A 16,672-nucleotide genomic window follows, 5' to 3' on the forward strand; every position below is an offset into this window, starting at 1 on the left:
TATCAAAAACAACAATAAGGACACTGCGATGAACGCGATCAGCCTGGAACACACCGAACGCATCTGGTTGAACACATACCTGCCTGGCGTGCCGGCGGATATAGAGGCCGGGATCGAGGACTACCCGTCGTTGCGCGAAGTGTTCCTTGAGCACCTGGAAAAATTCCGTGAGCGGGTGGCCTACGTCAGCATCGGTACTGAAATGACCTATGCCGACTGGCGCACCCAGGGCATTGCCTTTGCCGCCTGGCTGCAGGACCAGGGCGTGAAGAAGGGCGATCGCGTGGCCCTGATGATGCCCAACTGCTTGCAGTACCCGATCTGCCTGCTGGGCACGATCCTGGCCGGGGCGGTGGTGGTCAACGTCAACCCGTTGTATACCGCCCACGAGCTCAAGCACCTGCTCAAGGACAGTGGCGCCGAAACCGTGGTGATCTTCGAAAATTTCGCACATACCCTGGAAAAAGCCATGGTCGGCAGCAGCGTCAAGCGTGTGGTGGTCGCGGCCATTGGCGACTTGCTGGGCACCTTCAAGGGCGCGGCAATGAACTTCATCCTGCGCAGCGTGCAGAAGCAGGTACCAGCCTTCAGGCTGCCCGGCTCGCTGCGTTTCAACCAAGTGCTCAAACAGGGCAGGGCCATGCACCATTTACCGGTCAGCCTGCACCGCGATGAACTGGCCTTCCTGCAATACACCGGCGGCACCACCGGTGATGCCAAGGGCGTGATGCTCAGCCACCGCAATATCATCGCCAACCTGCTGCAAGCCAAGGCCTGGGTCGGTGATCAGTTAAACCTGCACAAGCAGGAAACCAACGTGACCTTGCTGCCGCTGTACCACATCTTCTCCCTGACGGTGAACTGCCTGATGTTCATGTGCCTGGGCGGGCGCAATATCCTCATCGCCAACCCTCGGGACGTGAAGCGCGTGCAGATGATCCTGCGCAAGGAACGCTTCAATGGCATCGCCGGGGTGAACACGCTGTTCAATGGCTTGCTGGAAAACAAGGAGTTCTGTGCACGGGACTTTTCCGACCTGCGCCTGGTGATTGCTGGCGGCATGGCCACCCACACCGCGGTGGCCAAGCGCTGGAAGGAAGTAACCGGGCTGCCGATCATCGAAGGCTACGGGCTGACCGAGTGCTCGCCCGTGGTGAGCATCAGCCCCATCGATATTTCGCGCATGCGCGAAATGGAATTCACCGGCAGCATTGGCGTGCCGTTGCCCTCGACCTGGGTGCGCTTTTTACGCGAAGACGGCGAACTGGCGAATATCGGCGAGCAGGGCGAGTTGCAAGTACGTGGCCCGCAAGTGATGCAGGGCTACTGGCAACGACCGAAGGAAACCGCCGAGGTGCTGGATGCCGAGGGCTGGCTGTCTACCGGGGATATCGGCGTGATGGACGCACGCGGGTATATCCGCCTGGTGGACCGCAAGAAGGACATGATCCTGGTCTCGGGCTTCAACGTGTACCCCAATGAAATCGAGGACGTGGTGGCCATGCACCCTGGGGTCGCCGAAGTGGCCGCCATTGGTGTGGAAGATGCGGTGACCGGGGAGAAAGTCAAGATCATCGTCGTGCGCAAGGACCCGAGCCTGACACAGGAGCAGATTCTTGCTCACTGCCGAGAGTACCTGACGGGGTACAAGCTGCCTAAATATGTGGAGTTCCGCACCATGGAATTGCCCAAGACCACGGTGGGCAAAGTGCTGCGCCGGGCCTTGCGCTGATTGAATGGTTCAGATGACCAAATGTGGGAGCGGGCTTGCTCGCGAAAGCGGCGGTTCAGGCACTGAATGTGCCGACTGACACAGCGTATTCGCGAGCAAGCCCGCTCCCACTGTTTAAACCGTGCCCACTTTCACCCAGCGTTCCTCAAGGGCGGCCACTCGAATCGCCGTCGCCAACCGCTCCACCTCCCACGCCGCCTCAAAGTCCGTCCCCAGCGCCCCTTGGCCGACCAGGGCCATGATCAACTCGTGCACTTCCAACGTTTTCAATTCGTTGTAACCCAACTGATGCCCCGCCGCCGGGCTGAATGCCGCATAGCCGGGCAGGGCAGGGCCAGCCAGCACGCGCTGGAAGCCGTCCTGGCCGATGCGGTACAGGCGCAGTTCATTCAAGCGTTCCTGGTCAAACGCCAGCGTGCCTTGGGTGCCGCTGATCTCGAAACTCAGATGGTTTTTGTAGCCGTGCTTGAGCCAACTGCTGCTCACCGTGCCACGGGCGCCGTTGGCGAAGCGCAACAGGGCATGCACCTGGTCATCCACGGCAATGGCTTTTGAGGTTGGGCTGCCGGCGGTGGCGGGGCGCTGGCTGTGTACGGTCTGGGTATCGGCACAAACGTGGGTTACCTCGCCCAGCAGATAGCGGGCCATCGACAGCAAATGGCTGCCCAGGTCGGCCAGGGCGCCGCCAGCATGCTCCACTTCGCAGCGCCACGACCAAGGGGAGGCCGGGTCGGCCATGAAGTCTTCGCTGAACTCACCCTGGAAGCTGATGAGTTGGCCCAGTTCGCCTTGGGCGATCATCTGCCGCGCCAACACGATCATCGGGTTGTGCTGGTAGTTGTAACCCACCCGCGTTACCACTCCGGCGGTATGGGCGGCGCGGCGCATAGCGTCGGCTTGTTCAAGGCTGACGGCCAGGGGTTTCTCGCAATACACCGCTTTACCCGCCGCAATCGCGGCCATGGCCATGGGGTAATGCAAGTGGTTGGGGGTGGTGATAGCCACGACATCGACCTTGGGGTCATTGATCAACGCTTGCCAGTTGCCATGGGCCTGGGCAAACCCCCAGGCGCTGGCGCAACGCTGGGCGCGTTCGGTGTCGGCATCGGCCAGGGCGGCCAGCTTGAGCTGCACGGGCAGTTCAAATACCGCCCGAGCGTTGTTGAACGCCAGCGCGTGGGCGCGGCCCATGAAGCCTGTGCCGATCAAGCCGATTCCGAGTTCACGCATCGTCGTGGTCCTTTGGATTATTGTTTTCAGGAACGCCATTAATGGAATAAAAATTCACTAAATTCAATAGATGGAATAAAAATTCATTCTCCCTGATCGTTCCCACGCTCCGCGTGGGAATGCCGCCCAGGGCGCTCTGCGCCCCGCTGTTTGCGCGGTGATGACACGGAGCGTCAGGGGATGCATTCCCACGCGGAGCGTGGGAACGATCACGTGGGGCCATCATTTCAGCTGATGTAGCTATATTCAGCATATGGCCAAAAGCCGCCAGTTAACAAAAGATAACGTAGCGCCGATTGTCAGACGATTCCAAAGCCCGATAGGATGGCCCCTGCTTCCTCCAGGCGCTCTAGATTGCAGGTTTCAAGGTCCTGGAACAGAAGACGACCTAACAATAATAAATGGGAGAAAGGTCTATGAGTGAGCCTGTCATGGGTTGGGTTGTTTGCCGCCCACGCGCCGCACGCAGGGTTGCGTTGCTGGCCACAGCGCTCTCGCTGCTTGCTGGCAGCGCATTGTCGCTGCCGGTTCTGGCTGCCAGCGATACCCCCGCCGCCGCAGTCTTTGCAATTGAATCCCCCAGGGCCGCCAAAGGCTTGATGATCGACGTGGTTCACGCAGGCAAGCGCCTGGTGGCGGTCGGTGATCGTGGGCATATCCTCTATTCCGATGACCAGGGCAACACCTGGACCCAAGCCAAAGTGCCCACTCGGCAACTGCTCACGGCGGTGTTTTTCGTCGATGACCAGCACGGCTGGGCCGTCGGCCATGATGCGCAGATTCTTGCCAGTACCGATGGCGGCGCCACGTGGACCCAGCAATATCAAGACCTCAAGCGCGAAGCACCGTTGCTCGATGTGTGGTTCAACGACGCCAACCACGGCCTGGCCGTGGGCGCCTACGGGGCGCTGATCGAAACCACCGACGGCGGCAAAACCTGGAACGATGTCAGCGAGCGTCTCGACAACGAAGACCAGTACCACCTCAACGCCATCGCCCAGGTCAAGGGCGCCGGCCTGTTTATTGTCGGTGAGCAAGGCAGCATGTTTCGCTCAAGCGACGACGGCCAGACCTGGGAAAAACTCGAAGGCCCCTACGAGGGTTCGCTGTTTGGCGTGATCAGCACCGCACAGCCGCAAACCCTGCTGGCGTATGGGTTGCGCGGCAACCTCTACCGCTCCACCGATTTCGGCAGCACCTGGGAGCAGGTCCAATTGAACGCGGCGCGTGGCGCGTTGGAGTTTGGCCTGTCGGGGGCGACCTTGCTGGAGGACGGTTCCATTGTTGTGGTCGGCAACGGCGGCAGCGTGGTGGTCAGCCATGACGACGGCCAGACCTTCAGTGTGTTCAATCGCCCGGACCGCATTTCACTCTCAGCGGTCACGGCAGCAGGCAATGGCAATTTGATCCTCGCGGGGCAGGGTGGCGTGCGGGTTGCCACATCGGCCGGCGCAGAGCTCTCAAAATAATAAGAAGGCGGGGATCCAATGAGCAGTCATCACAACGATAAAGCGACCTTTCTTGAGCGTCTGATCTTCAACAATCGCCCGGCGGTGATCGTCATCTGCCTGTTGGTGAGTATCTTCCTGTTCTGGCAGGCGACCTTGATTCGCCCGTCCACCAGCTTTGAAAAGATGATCCCGCTCAAGCACCCCTTCATCGAAAAAATGATGGAGCACCGCAACGATTTGGCCAACCTGGGCAACACCGTGCGTATTTCGGTGGAAGCCAAGGACGGCGACATCTTTACTAAGGAGTACATGGAGACCCTGCGCCAGATCCACGACGAGGTGTTCTACATCTCCGGTGTGGACCGCTCGGGCCTCAAGTCGCTGTGGAGCCCCAGCGTGCGCTGGACCGAGGTGACCGAAGAAGGGTTTGCCGGCGGGGAAGTGATCCCGCAGAGCTACAACGGTTCGCCGCAGAGCCTCGACCAGTTGCGTAATAACGTGCTCAAGTCCGGCCAGGTCGGGCGGCTGGTGGCCAATGACTTCAAGTCGAGCATCGTTGATATCCCGCTGTTGGAGTCCTACCCGGACCCGCAAGACCAGGGCAAGTTGCTGGCCCTGGACTACCGCAAGTTCTCCCATGAACTGGAAGACAAGATCCGCGACAAGTTCGAAACCCAGAACCCCAACGTCAAGATTCATATTGTCGGCTTTGCCAAAAAGGTCGGCGACCTGATCGATGGCCTGGTGATGGTGGTGCTGTTCTTCGGCGTTGCGTTCGTCATCACCCTGATTCTGCTGCTGTGGTTCACCAACTGCCTGCGCAGCACCATCGCGGTGTTGAGCACGACATTGGTGGCGGTGGTCTGGCAACTCGGGCTGATGCACTTCTTCGGTTTCGGACTGGACCCGTATTCAATGCTGGTGCCGTTCCTGATCTTCGCCATTGGCATTTCCCATGGCGTGCAAAAGATCAACGGCATTGCCCTGCAATCCAGCGAGGCAGACAACGCCCTGACCGCTGCGCGGCGCACCTTCCGGCAACTGTTCCTGCCGGGGATGATCGCCATTCTGGCGGATGCGGTGGGCTTCATCACGCTGCTGATCATCGACATCGGCGTGATCCGCGAACTGGCTATCGGCGCGTCCATCGGCGTGGCGGTGATCGTGTTCACTAACCTGATCCTGCTGCCGGTCGCGATTTCCTACGTGGGCATCAGCAAGCGTGCCATCGCCAAGAGCAAGAAAGACGCGAACCGCGAACACAGCTTCTGGCGCCTACTGTCCAAATTTGCCAGCCCGAAAGTCGCGCCGGTGTCGGTGTTCCTCGCCTTGATCGCCTTTGGTGGTGGCCTCTGGTACAGCCAGAACCTGAAGATCGGCGACCTGGACCAAGGCGCACCGGAATTGCGCCCGGATTCGCGCTACAACAAGGACAACAATTTCATCATCAACAATTACTCCACCAGCTCCGACGTATTGGTGGTAATGGTCAAGACCAAGGCCGAAGGCTGCTCACGCTATGAAGCCATGGCGCCCATCGACCAGTTGATGTGGAAGATGCAGAACACCGAGGGCGTGCAGTCGGCGATCTCGTTGGTGACCGTGTCCAAGCAAATGATCAAGGGCATGAACGAAGGCAACTTGAAATGGGAAACCCTGTCGCGCAACCCGGATGTGCTGAACAACTCCATCGCCCGTGCCGATGGCTTGTACAACAACAATTGCTCCCTGGCGCCAGTGTTGGTGTTCCTCAACGACCACAAGGCCGAAACCCTCGACCGTGCCGTGCATGCGGTGCAGGACTTCGCCAAGGAAAACAACAAGGACGGCCTGGAATTCATCCTCGCAGCGGGTAATGCCGGGATCGAAGCGGCCACCAACGAGGTGATCAAGGAGTCGGAGCTGATCATCCTGATCCTGGTGTACCTGTGCGTGGCGACCATGTGCATGATCACCTTCCGCTCCTGGGCGGCGACCCTGTGCATCGTGTTGCCGCTGGTGCTGACCTCGGTACTGGGCAACGCACTGATGGCGTTCATGGGCATTGGCGTCAAGGTCGCGACCTTGCCGGTGGTGGCCCTGGGTGTGGGGATTGGCGTGGACTACGGCATCTACATCTACAGCCGCCTGGAAAGCTTCCTGCGCGCCGGCCTGCCGCTACAAGAGGCGTACTACCAGACGCTGAAATCCACCGGCAAGGCCGTGCTGTTTACCGGCCTGTGCCTGGCCATCGGCGTGTGCACCTGGATCTTCTCGGCCATCAAGTTCCAGGCCGACATGGGGTTGATGTTGACCTTCATGTTGCTGTGGAACATGTTCGGCGCGCTGTGGCTGTTGCCGGCGCTGGCGCGATTCCTGATCAAGCCTGAGAAGCTGGCAGGGCAGAAGGGCAACTCGTTGTTCGCGCACTGATTCTGCTCCCCAATGGCGAGATCGGGCTTGTGTGGGAGCGGGCTTGCCTGCGATAGCATCGCCGCGGTGTCACTGATACACCTAGGCATCTGCATCGCGGGCAAGCCCGGCTCCCACACATCGCTCCCACATGGGTGCGGTGTTCAACCTCTAGGCTACAGCCTGGGCTATCATTGCGGCTTTCCCCAAAATGATTGACTGCCATGACTGCCGACACCCTGACTCGCGTCCTTGCTACCAGCGATATGCTGATCATCAATGGGCTGCACGCCTTTGACTTCGAGCTTGATCAGCAACTGCAGATCCAAAGCATGGATGGCCGGGAACTCAAGCGCTGGACCTTCAGTCCAGAACAGTTGGAGGCGGCTACCTTTGACGAGAGCTTGCAAAGCTGGTTGCTGATCAACGACGACGGTGAACACCGTCTGGTCTGCTTGAGCGCCATCCAGGGCGACAACAATAACGACGAGGACGAAGCAGATGATGCGTAAATTCTGGCCCCTGCTGATGGCAGGCAGTGTCGGTGCGATGTCGGTGCAGGCCGCACCGGCCGATATCCATGAACTGTTGGTCGGCAGCTATACGGCCGGCACCAGTGAAGGGATCTACCGCCTGCAATTCGACAGTAGCACCGGGCAGTTCAGCGGCAAGCCGGTGCTGGCGGCGAAAACCGCCAACCCTTCCTGGCTGACGATTTCCAAAGACCAGAAGCAGTTGTTTGTGGTCAATGAAAACGGCCCCGGCCAGGAAGACCCGGTGGGGCGTGTCAGCAGCTATAGCATCGACCCCCAGAACCACCAGTTGACCCTGATCAACCAGGTGCAGAGCCTGGGCAATGAGCCGACCCATTCCAGTGTGGCCGCCGATGGGCGCTACCTGTTCGTCGCCAACTACTCGGTGGTGGAAGACCCGGGTGGCAGCCTCGCGATCCTGCCGGTGGATGCCAGCGGCAAGCTGTCGGCACCGGTGCAGTTGAGCGGGCACCCGGCCAGCCGTGTGAACCCGGAGCGCCAGGCGTCCAATCATGTGCATTCGGTGGTGTCGTCGCCGGACGGCAAGTATGTATTTGTGCAGGACCTGGGGGCGGACAAGGTGTTTGCCTACCGCTACGACCCCAAGGCCAATCATGAGCTGCCACTGACGGCGGCCGACCCGGCGTCGGTGCAGTTGCCACCGGGCAGCGGCCCGCGTCACTTGCTGTTCAGCGCGGACGGCAAGCACGCCTGGCTGACCACTGAGATGAGCGCCCAGGTAGCCGTGTTCGATTACAACGACGGCAAGCTGACGCAAACCCAGTTGCTCGACTATGCCGCCGGCCAACCGGTGTCCGACAAAGCCGGTGCGGCGTTGCATGCGTCAAACGACGGCAAATTCCTGTACGTGAGCAACCGTGGCACGGCCAATCAGATGCTGGTGTTCAGCATCGACCCGGCCACCGCGCACCTCAAGGAAATCCAGCGCCGTTCTGTCGAAGGCGACCATCCGCGTGAGTTCAGCCTCGACCCTAGCGGCAAATTCCTGCTGATCGCCAACCAGAAAAGCAATGAAATTGTCGTCGTCGAGCGCGACCCCAAGACCGGCCTGCTGGGTAAAACCGTGCAGAAATTGCCGATTGATGCCCCCAGTGACCTCAAGTTCCTGGTGCGTCAATAAGCCACAGGCCCCGCACTGCGGGGCCTGAGCCTTTGTATTAATCGCAGTGATAACGGCTACTGTTTCAAAGCATTTCTAAGGTTCAACCCTCGGGCGTAAGTTGGGTTCCAAGGCCTTCCCAGGCCACCCAACCAAACGCACACAAGGGTTACCGCCATGAATTTCAATCTCTTCTCGATCATTGCTGCTTCTGCTGTTTCCGCCACCGTGGCACTGCCTGCTGCCGCCAGCGTGGAAGTCACCGGCAAAAAATCCAATGTCACGGCCTATACCCAGAAATACCTGCAACAGAGCGCCAATTTCTATGCGGCGCTGGATCACAAGACCCAGCACTGAGCCACGGTCCAATGTGGGAGCTGGCTTGCCTGCGATGCGGACCACTCGGTATAGCTGATGTACCGAGTCGATGCCATCGCAGGCAAGCCAGCTCCCACATTGGATTGGATTGGCCTCAGGGTTTTGCCATCACTGCTATAAACAACGGTGAATCCAGAAACCGCTGTAACCAGGCCTGCAAACGCCGATAGGGCGTGCCCGCAAACCACTCCCGATTCACATGGGCAAACTGGCGCACAAACGGCGCCAGCGCTGCATCTGCCAAGCTCAGGTGATCGGCGAGTAGATACTCACGGTCTGCCAGCAAATCTTCCAGCTTGCGCAAGAACACCTCGCCCTCGGCCCGATAGTGTTCCATCGGTTGCTCCGGGTAGCGCTCGGCGTACTTGTATCGATTCAAATGATGTTTGAACACCTGGTCATTTTCTTCAATCAGCGCATACACCGCCGGATCGCCCTGTAGCCGCCAGTTTTCGGGGTCGTGCTGGGCCAGCGCCCACTGCATGATCTCCAGGCTTTCCTCGATCACTCGCCCTTCGACGCTCAACACCGGCACCGTGCCCTTGGGCGACAGCGCGAGCATCTCGGCCGGCTTGGCTTTCAGGCTGACTTCGACGATGCTCACCGCAACGCCGGAATAACGCAGCGCCAGTCTCGCGCGCATTGCATAGGGGCAGCGCCGGAACGAATACAGCAGCGCTTCGCTCACTTGACCTCCAACGTGCTCAGGCCATTGCCCTGGCGCTGTACCTGGATCTGCACCGGGATGCGTTCATGCATTTCCTGTACGTGGGAGATCACCGCCACCTTGCGACCCTGGGCCTGCAAACCATCCAGAGCGTCCATCGCCAATTGCAAGGACTCCGGATCAAGGCTGCCAAAACCTTCGTCGATAAACAGCGACTCGATCTTCAAGGTGCTCGACGCCATCGAGGCTAGCCCCAACGCCAGTGCCAACGACACCAGGAACGTTTCGCCACCGGACAGGGAATGCACCGAGCGCAGTTCATCGCCCATCTCTGTGTCCATCACCAGCAGCCCCAGCATGCTGCCGCCGCGTTTAAGCCGGTAGCGGCGCACCAGTTGGCGCAGTTGCACGTTGGCATGGTGCACCAGCAAGTCGAGGTTGTAAGCCTGGGCGATCTTGCGGAAGGTGTCGCCGGTGGCCGAGCCGATCAGCGCATTCAGGCGTGCCCAGCGCTGCCACTGCTCGTAAGCCTTGGCAATCTGTTCGGCCAGGGCTTGGTTGGCATTCTGGCGGCGCTGGTCTTCGGACTGGCGTGCGCGCAGTTCGGCGCAGTGTTTCTCACCCTCGAGCAATTGCTGCTCAAGCGTTGCCAGGGTGGCGGCCAACTGCTCGGCCTCCAGGTTGCCATTGTGCAGGGCCTGGTGTTCGGCCAGGCGCTGTTCGCGCTCGTGCAGCAGAACCTTGGCTTGCTCGACGGCCTTTTCGCTGCTGTGCAGGTGCTGGCGCAACTGCGCGACCTGGGCTTCATCAAGGGCCAGCAGGCGTGCCAGGCCCTGATCATCCAGGTCTGGGTGCAGGGCGCGCCATTCGCCGATGCGTGTCGCAAGGGCTTGCTGCTCCGCCTCCAATGCCTGCTGGTGGTGCTGTTGGGCCCTGAGGTCGGCGGCCAGCTGTACCTGGGCCGTGTGCACGGCGTGCAGTTCCTGGTTGGCGTCGGTCTCGCTTTGGCGCGACTGCGTGACCGCTTGCTCCAGCTGCTGTTGCCAGTGCTCGGCGCTGGGTTGGTCCCCTAGCAAGGCGCGGAGTTTTTCCTGGACGGCGTGTTGCTGGTCGGCCAGCTCGGCGACTTGCAGATTCAAGGCGTCGAGTTGCTGCTGACGATGCTGTTGGTGGGTGTGTTGTTTCTCGATGGCCTGTTGGCGCTCCTGCTGCTCGGCCTGCTCATCGCGTTGATGGCCCAACTGCTCAAGGCGCTGGCTGACCTGCTGGTCGAGCTGCATGAAGGTCGCCGCAGGCGCGCTGCGCAAGCCTTCCAGCGTTTCGCTGGGCAACAGGCTGGCGAAGGCGCTGAGTTCCGCCTCCAGGCGTTCGCGGTCGCCGGCCAGTTGCCGTTGTTGGTCCACCAGCAATTGCCGGGCTTGCTGGCTGGCGTCCTGGGCCGCTTGCAATTGTTGCTGCAAGCGCCCGGCGTTCTGTTGCAGGTTGAGCAGGGCGCCTTGGCGTTGTTCGTCCTGGCTGATGCTTTGGGTCAATTGGGCCAATTGCTGGGCCAGCCAAGGGCTGCGCTTGGCGGCGTCCTGGGCGAGCAGCGAGGCCGACAGTGGGTGGGCTTGCAGGCTCGGTGCCAAACCCTGCTGCTGGGTGGCCAACTGTTCCTGTTGTTGCAGGAACTCTTTTTGCTGAGCGATCAGGCCGCCCACTTCACCGCGCAGTTCGGTGAGTTGTTCCTTGAGGCTGTCGACGGCTTTCTGCGCAGCCGCCTCTTCACTTTCATCATGGCGACCCAGGCTCTGTAGCAGAGCCTCGGGCTTGTGATAGGGGTGTTCGTGGCTACCGCACACCGGGCAGGGTTGGTCATCCTGCAACTGCTCGCGTAATTCCTCGACGCTGGCACTGCGGGCCAGGCGTTGGCGCTCAAGCAGTTGCTTGGTCACCGTCAGGGTTTGTTCGGCAACGGTGAGTTCGGCCTTGGTTTGCAGGCCGGTCTGGTTCAGTTGTTCGCGTTTTTGCGCGGCCTCGGCGAGCCTTTGCGTGAGCGCAGAGGCCTGTTGATCCAACTGTTGCTGGCTGTCCCACAAGCGGGCCAGGTCTTCGAAGGCGCGCTGTTGCTTGCGATTGTCTTGCAGCAGGCTGGCCAGTAACTGGATTTGTTCGGCCACCGCGTGCGGTTCGGCACCGGCCTCGTGGTAGAGCAGGTCCAGGGCTTCGCGCTGTTGGGTGAACTGTTCAATGGCGGCGCTGGCGCGCTGTTCGAGCTGCCCCAGCTCGGCCTGGCCTTGGTTGAGGCGATTGCCGATCAACACCAACTGTTGCAGGCGGTCACGGTAGGCGTTCCAGGCATCGCTCAGCGGCGCGAGGGCGGCGCTGTGCTCAAGCTCGGTGGCCAGGCGTTGCAGGCGCTCGGTGCCTTGGGCCTGCGTGTGTTGCAAACCGTCGAGCAGGGCCTGGCCTTCGGTGCAGGCGCTTTCGTGCTGGTGTTTTTCCTCGTTGCGCTTGGCCAGTTCGCGGCTCACGTGGGCGAGGGTGTTTTGCTCTTCGATGGCCTGGCGCAGCAGGGGCGCGGCGTCGGCTTGGTGTTTCAGGGCCGCGGCCAGTGCTGCCTGGGCGACCACTTGCTGGTGTTGCGCCTGCTCCTGGCGGGTGTGCAGGGCGGTTTGTTGCTCGAGGTGCTGGGCAATCTGTGCCGCCAGGGGCGTCAGCAAGGTGGCGAGTTCTGCCTGGCGCAGGAAGTGATGGCGTTGCGGTGCCAACTGCTCCAGAAGGCTCAGGTCCTGGCGTTGCTGACCTTGGTCGGCCCAGGTCTGCTCGTCGCGTTGCAGTTGCTCCACAGCATGCTGATGGCGCTCCTGCCATTCACGCAGCTCCTTGAGCCAGGTGTGCTGCAACTCCAGCTGCTTGAGCTGGGCTTGCTGGCTCTTGAGCTGCTGCTGGGCTTGGGCCAACTGTTGATCCAGCTCGGCGCGGGCTTCGGGGGCCAGGGGCACCACGCCGGTGGCTTGGTCCTGTAGCTGTTTGTGGGCGTCCTTGGCCTCTTTGGCCTTGTCGAACGCACGGCGGCCGAGCTGGGTGTAGAGCGCGGTGTCGGTGAGCTTTTCCAGCAGTTCGCTGCGCTCATTGTCATTGGCCTTGAGGAAGGCGCTGAACTCGCTTTGCGCCAGCAGCACCGCACGGGTGAACTGTTCGAAGTTCAGGCCCAGGGCCAATTCCAGCTGGGTCTTGTATTCGGTTTTCTGGCTGGCCAGCAGTTGGTCGCTGTCCAGGTCGATCAGGCTTTGTCGGCTGTTCTGTAACTTGCCGCTGGCCTTGTCGCGGGCGCGGTTGGCTTCCCAGCGGGCGCGGTAGCGACGGCCACTGACACCGACAAAATCCACCTCGGCATAGCCGCCGCCAGTGCCGCGGCGAATCAGGGTGCGCGGGTCGCCGATGGAAATGTCCGTGTCGGCATCCGGCATTTTGGCCTGGCCGGTATCACCCAGGCGCGGCACCGCGCCAAACAGCGCCAGGCACAACGCATCGAGCAGGGTGCTTTTCCCCGCGCCAGTCGGCCCGGTGATGGCGAACAGGCCAGCACTGGCCAGGGGCTCGGCGGTAAAGTCGATTTCGAACGGGCCTGCCAGGGAGGCGAGGTTTTTCAGGCGGATGGCGAGGATCTTCATGGCTGTTCGCCCTCCTGTTGCACTTCCTGGAGCAGCACGGCGAAGTCCTTCAAGGTCTGTTCATCCACTTCACTGCCGTAGCTGTCCTGCCAGGCGCGGCTGAACAACTCCTGGGGCGTGAGCTGGTCGAGTTCGATCAGTTGCGCATCGTCTGCCTCTGCGCTGCCGCGTGTGCCGGCATAGTCGGCGGCGATCCGCACCAGGCGCACGGCCTTGCCTTGCAGGGCGGTTTCGATCTGCTGGCGCAGGTCCGGTTGCGGCTCGTCGAGGCGCACGCGCACTTCCAACCAAGGGTGGCGCTGGGTTTCGGCGAGCAGGTCGATATCGGGCAACTCACCGAGTTGCTTGAGGATATCGGCCAGGGGCGCAGCTTCCAGGCGTTGCAGGTTGACGGAGCGGGGAATCAGGATCGGTTCACAGCCCACCAGCCGTTCGCCTTGGAACGTCACGTCGAGAATCTGGTGCTTGTAGCCGATTTCGGAGAACGACAGGGGGATTGGCGAGCCGCTGTAGCGAATGCGCTCCTCGCCATTGACCTTTTGCGGCTTGTGCAAATGGCCGAGGGCCACATATGCCACGCTTCGGTCGAACAGTGTGGCGGGCAGCGCCTCGGCATTGCCGATGATCAGGCTGCGTTCGGAGTCTTCGGATACCGACCCACCGGCCATGTGCGCATGGCTGATGGCTATCAACGCCTGGCCTTTGTTGCGCTTGGCATTGGCGGCCGCGATCAGCCATTCATGCACTTGGCCGATGCCGCGCAGGTAATCATCGCCCAGCTGTGCGCCGGTGACTTCCGCCGGGCGCAGGAAGGGCAGCGCCAGGCACCAGGCGGCGATCTTGCCTTTGGCATTGGGCAGCGGGATCAGCAGCCGGTCGGCATCCAGTTGCCCGTCATCCAGCCACAGCACTCGGCCCAGGGCATGGGTGCGCAAGCGGCGCATCAGAGGCGCAGGCAGCTCAATGCGCGAACCGGAGTCATGGTTGCCGGCAATCATCACAATGGTCAGTGTCGGCTGTTGTTCGTGGGCGCTGATGATGAAGTCATACAAGCGCTCCTGGGCCTTGAGCGGCGGGTTGACCGTGTCGAAGATATCGCCGGCGATCAACAGCACGTCCGGGCGCTGTGCCTTGAGTTGGCCCAGCAGCCACTCAAGGAAACAGGCGTGTTCGAAGTCGCGTTCCTGGCCGTGGAGGTTTTGGCCCAAGTGCCAGTCGGAGGTATGAAACAGACGCAAGGCGAACTCCGTGGAGAAGATGAAAAGGAGGGGAGTTTACCTGTTCTGCGTACCTGCTGCTCCAGGCGACGCAGGTCAAATGTGGGAGAGGACTTGCCCTCGATGGCGCTGGGTCAGCCAGCATCCCTGGCACTGAACCACCGCCATCGGGGGCAAGCCCCCTCCCACAGGGGTTATGGGGCGTTAGTGGAGTTGGGTTGCAGGCAATCCAGCGCACGGTCGGCGAGGGTGCGGGCCATGTCGATCAGGTGAGCGGTGGAACAGGCCATGTCGCGCCGGGTGCCTTTGAGGCCCTCGGCGGTTTCGGTGGCGGTGGTGGCGCAACGCAGTAGCGAGGAGATGCTGGCGATAGCGTCTTCGAAACTCAGGTCTTCGTGGGCGACGAAAATCGGAAAGGGTGGGTCGGGGATAAGTTTGTTCATGGATAAAGCTCCTGCTTGGCTTGGGAGCCATTCTTTTGCCGATCTCACACGTCAAAAGGTGGCAGCTATGTGCGGGGTGAGATACCGGAAAACAGGACCCGGCCAGACCGAAGTCTGCCCGCACACAGCCGCCATTGACGGTTGTAGCGCAGTGCGCCTGCTAATAACGGGATCTCACACCCGATCGCTGATAGGCAGCGACGAAGCGAAGGCTAGCCAGCGAAATGAGCAGGCGCAAGGCCAAAGGATTGTCTAGGAAACGTCCTGCAAATTAAAGGGATATGGATTGCTGGCCTTTAACAATGCATGTCGAGCGGGCGTGACGAACGAAGTGGAACCACAGGGCGAGTGGCGACCACGCACAACGTGGATTTCTCAATCAACCCCTGAATGAATCAGAGGCCCACCATGTCTTTTTCAGTAAACCCACCTTCCACTAGCGCTTTCACCGCTCTACCAGAGCAACTGGATGCTGAAAGTCGCTCAACCCAAGCTAACCATCGTCAGGCACGAAGCACTCAAACCCAGGCCAGCGCCCCGGACCTGCGCCCGTACGCAAGCGTGAGTGACCGGCAACTAATAGGGTTGATCCGCGATCACTTCCGTGAATTCGCCGCAGGGGCGACAGACAGCTATGTGAACTTCAATGAATTGAAAGAGGCCGCCGGCCTGATCGCCACCGACAGGACGTTCTCACCCGAGGCCCACCACGCGGCCAAGGAGCTACTCTCACGCCCTAAACTGCTGCGCAAGCTGGATATCGGCATCAGCTTCTTCGGTGGCCCCGGCAAGGAGGATGGCCGGTTCGATATGGATAACCTGAACTATCTGTACAAGTTCCCCCATCGGGAATGGAAGGTGCCGCGTCGTAATCACTGAGTGCAAGCAGGCGTCCGAGCAGGCGATGCAGATCAACTGTGGGAGCTGGCTTGCCTGCGATGGCGGAGTATCAGCCAGCACATCTGCCGCCTGTTACAACGCCATCGCAGGCAAGCTAGCTCCCACAGGGGTTTTGTGGTGTTGGTTGAGGCTGGGTTACTTGGGGTAGAGCGGCAGCAAGCTGGTGGTGTCGGTGGCCAGGTCTTGCTCGCGTTCGGCCACGGGGATGGCCTTGATCGCTCGCCATTGATCGTTCCCACGCTCTGCGTGGTAATGCATCCCGTGACGCTCTGCGTCACCGTTGCACAGGGCGTAAAACCAGGACGCGGAGCGTCCGGGGCGGCATTCCCACGCAGAGCGTGGGAACGAGCGGGCTCGGGGGTTACTTGGGGTAGAGCGGCGGCAAGCTGGTGGTGTCGGTGGCCGGGTCTTGCTCGCGTTCGGCCACGGGGATGGCTTTGATCGCTCGCCATTGATCGTTCCCACGCTCTGCGTGGTAATGCATCCCGTGACGCTCTGCGTCACCGTTGCACAGGGCGTAAAACCTGGACGCGGAGCGTCCGGGGCGGCATTCCCACGCAGAGCGTGGGAACGAGCGGGCTCGGGGGTTACTTGGGGTAGAGCGGCGGCAAGCTGGTGGTGTCGGTGGCCGGGTCTTGCTCGCGTTCGGCCACGGGGATGGCTTTGATCGCTCGCCATTGATCGTTCCCACGCTCTGCGTGGTAATGCATCCCGTGACGCTCTGCGTCACCGTTGCACAGGGCGTAAAACCTGGACGCGGAGCGTCCGGGGCGGCATTCCCACGCAGAGCGTGGGAACGAGCGGGCTCGGGGGTTACTTGGGGTAGAGCGGCGGCAAGCTGGTGGTGTCGGTGGCCGGGTCTTGCTCGCGTTCGGCCACGGGGATGGCTTTGATCGCTCGCCATTGATCGTTCCCACGCTCTGCGTGGTAATGCATCCCGTGACGCTCTGCGTC

General features: G+C 61.1%; 16 protein-coding genes. 7 read left to right on the top strand and 9 right to left on the bottom strand.

Annotated features, from left to right (window positions below):
- The first annotated feature begins 28 nt into the window (after positions 1-28).
- Complete coding sequence (locus GH769_RS08990; protein WP_032903188.1) at positions 29-1,732, top strand: AMP-binding protein; 1,704 nt, start codon at positions 29-31, stop codon at positions 1,730-1,732.
- Positions 1,733-1,846: 114 nt separating this feature from the next.
- Here the strand turns inward: GH769_RS08990 and GH769_RS08995 are convergent, their stop codons facing one another.
- Positions 1,847-2,962 carry a Gfo/Idh/MocA family protein gene (locus tag GH769_RS08995; protein WP_032903189.1) on the bottom strand — a complete coding sequence of 372 codons (1,116 nt, stop codon included), beginning with the start codon at positions 2,960-2,962 and terminating at the stop codon, positions 1,847-1,849.
- A gap of 431 nt (positions 2,963-3,393) precedes the next feature.
- Here GH769_RS08995 and GH769_RS09000 point away from each other — a divergent pair, with 431 nt between their 5' ends.
- The 5 genes from GH769_RS09000 to GH769_RS09020 all read left to right on the top strand — a co-directional run bounded on the left by GH769_RS09000 (position 3,394) and on the right by GH769_RS09020 (position 8,814).
- Positions 3,394-4,431, top strand: coding sequence for a YCF48-related protein (locus tag GH769_RS09000; protein WP_032903191.1), 1,038 nt, complete (start codon positions 3,394-3,396; stop codon positions 4,429-4,431).
- 18 nt (positions 4,432-4,449) lie between these two features.
- Entirely contained in the window at positions 4,450-6,825 is a 2,376-nt protein-coding gene (locus GH769_RS09005) for an RND family transporter (protein WP_032903192.1), read from the top strand.
- A 203-nt stretch (positions 6,826-7,028) separates the two neighbouring features.
- Positions 7,029-7,316, top strand: a complete 288-nt coding sequence (locus GH769_RS09010; protein WP_014718303.1) for a DUF5629 family protein — start codon at positions 7,029-7,031, stop codon at positions 7,314-7,316.
- Positions 7,306-8,478 carry a lactonase family protein gene (locus GH769_RS09015; RefSeq protein ID WP_019820208.1) on the top strand — a complete coding sequence of 391 codons (1,173 nt, stop codon included), beginning with the start codon at positions 7,306-7,308 and terminating at the stop codon, positions 8,476-8,478. The genes GH769_RS09010 and GH769_RS09015 overlap by 11 nt, the downstream gene beginning before the upstream one ends.
- A gap of 156 nt (positions 8,479-8,634) precedes the next feature.
- Positions 8,635-8,814, top strand: a complete 180-nt coding sequence (locus GH769_RS09020; protein WP_003190784.1) for a hypothetical protein — start codon at positions 8,635-8,637, stop codon at positions 8,812-8,814.
- 115 nt (positions 8,815-8,929) lie between these two features.
- On the opposite strand, the gene GH769_RS09025 is transcribed toward GH769_RS09020, so the two are convergent.
- The 4 genes from GH769_RS09025 to GH769_RS09040 all read right to left on the bottom strand — a co-directional run bounded on the left by GH769_RS09025 (position 8,930) and on the right by GH769_RS09040 (position 14,818).
- The gene (locus GH769_RS09025; RefSeq protein WP_019820206.1) at positions 8,930-9,523 is read right to left on the bottom strand and encodes a glutathione S-transferase; all 594 of its coding nucleotides are present in this window, start codon (positions 9,521-9,523) and stop codon (positions 8,930-8,932) included.
- Positions 9,520-13,158, bottom strand: coding sequence for an AAA family ATPase (locus tag GH769_RS09030; protein WP_032903193.1), 3,639 nt, complete (start codon positions 13,156-13,158; stop codon positions 9,520-9,522). The genes GH769_RS09025 and GH769_RS09030 overlap by 4 nt, the downstream gene beginning before the upstream one ends.
- Positions 13,155-14,396: an exonuclease SbcCD subunit D C-terminal domain-containing protein gene (locus GH769_RS09035; protein WP_032903194.1), complete on the bottom strand. Its 1,242-nt coding sequence runs from the start codon at positions 14,394-14,396 to the stop codon at positions 13,155-13,157. Before GH769_RS09035 ends, GH769_RS09030 begins: the two co-directional genes overlap by 4 nt.
- 173 nt (positions 14,397-14,569) lie before the next feature.
- On the bottom strand, positions 14,570-14,818 hold the full coding sequence (locus GH769_RS09040; RefSeq protein WP_032903195.1) for a DUF6124 family protein: 249 nt from the start codon (positions 14,816-14,818) through the stop codon (positions 14,570-14,572).
- Positions 14,819-15,226: 408 nt separating this feature from the next.
- Between GH769_RS09040 and GH769_RS28815 the strand changes: the two genes are divergently transcribed.
- The gene (locus tag GH769_RS28815) at positions 15,227-15,697 is read left to right on the top strand and encodes a hypothetical protein (RefSeq protein ID WP_173877528.1); all 471 of its coding nucleotides are present in this window, start codon (positions 15,227-15,229) and stop codon (positions 15,695-15,697) included.
- A gap of 156 nt (positions 15,698-15,853) precedes the next feature.
- On the opposite strand, the gene GH769_RS29025 is transcribed toward GH769_RS28815, so the two are convergent.
- The 4 genes from GH769_RS29025 to GH769_RS29040 all read right to left on the bottom strand — a co-directional run bounded on the left by GH769_RS29025 (position 15,854) and on the right by GH769_RS29040 (position 16,654).
- The gene (locus tag GH769_RS29025) at positions 15,854-15,976 is read right to left on the bottom strand and encodes a hypothetical protein (protein ID WP_020301528.1); all 123 of its coding nucleotides are present in this window, start codon (positions 15,974-15,976) and stop codon (positions 15,854-15,856) included.
- Between the two features lie 103 nt (positions 15,977-16,079).
- Complete coding sequence (locus tag GH769_RS29030) at positions 16,080-16,202, bottom strand: hypothetical protein (protein WP_254989527.1); 123 nt, start codon at positions 16,200-16,202, stop codon at positions 16,080-16,082.
- 103 nt (positions 16,203-16,305) lie between these two features.
- Entirely contained in the window at positions 16,306-16,428 is a 123-nt protein-coding gene (locus GH769_RS29035; protein WP_254989527.1) for a hypothetical protein, read from the bottom strand.
- 103 nt (positions 16,429-16,531) lie between these two features.
- Positions 16,532-16,654 (bottom strand): hypothetical protein, encoded by a 123-nt coding sequence (locus GH769_RS29040; protein WP_254989527.1) that lies wholly within the window; start codon positions 16,652-16,654, stop codon positions 16,532-16,534.
- Positions 16,655-16,672: the final 18 nt, after the last annotated feature.

This window comes from Pseudomonas sp. CFSAN084952 (genome assembly GCF_009648855.1).
In the GTDB taxonomy this organism is placed as follows: domain Bacteria; phylum Pseudomonadota; class Gammaproteobacteria; order Pseudomonadales; family Pseudomonadaceae; genus Aquipseudomonas; species Aquipseudomonas paracarnis.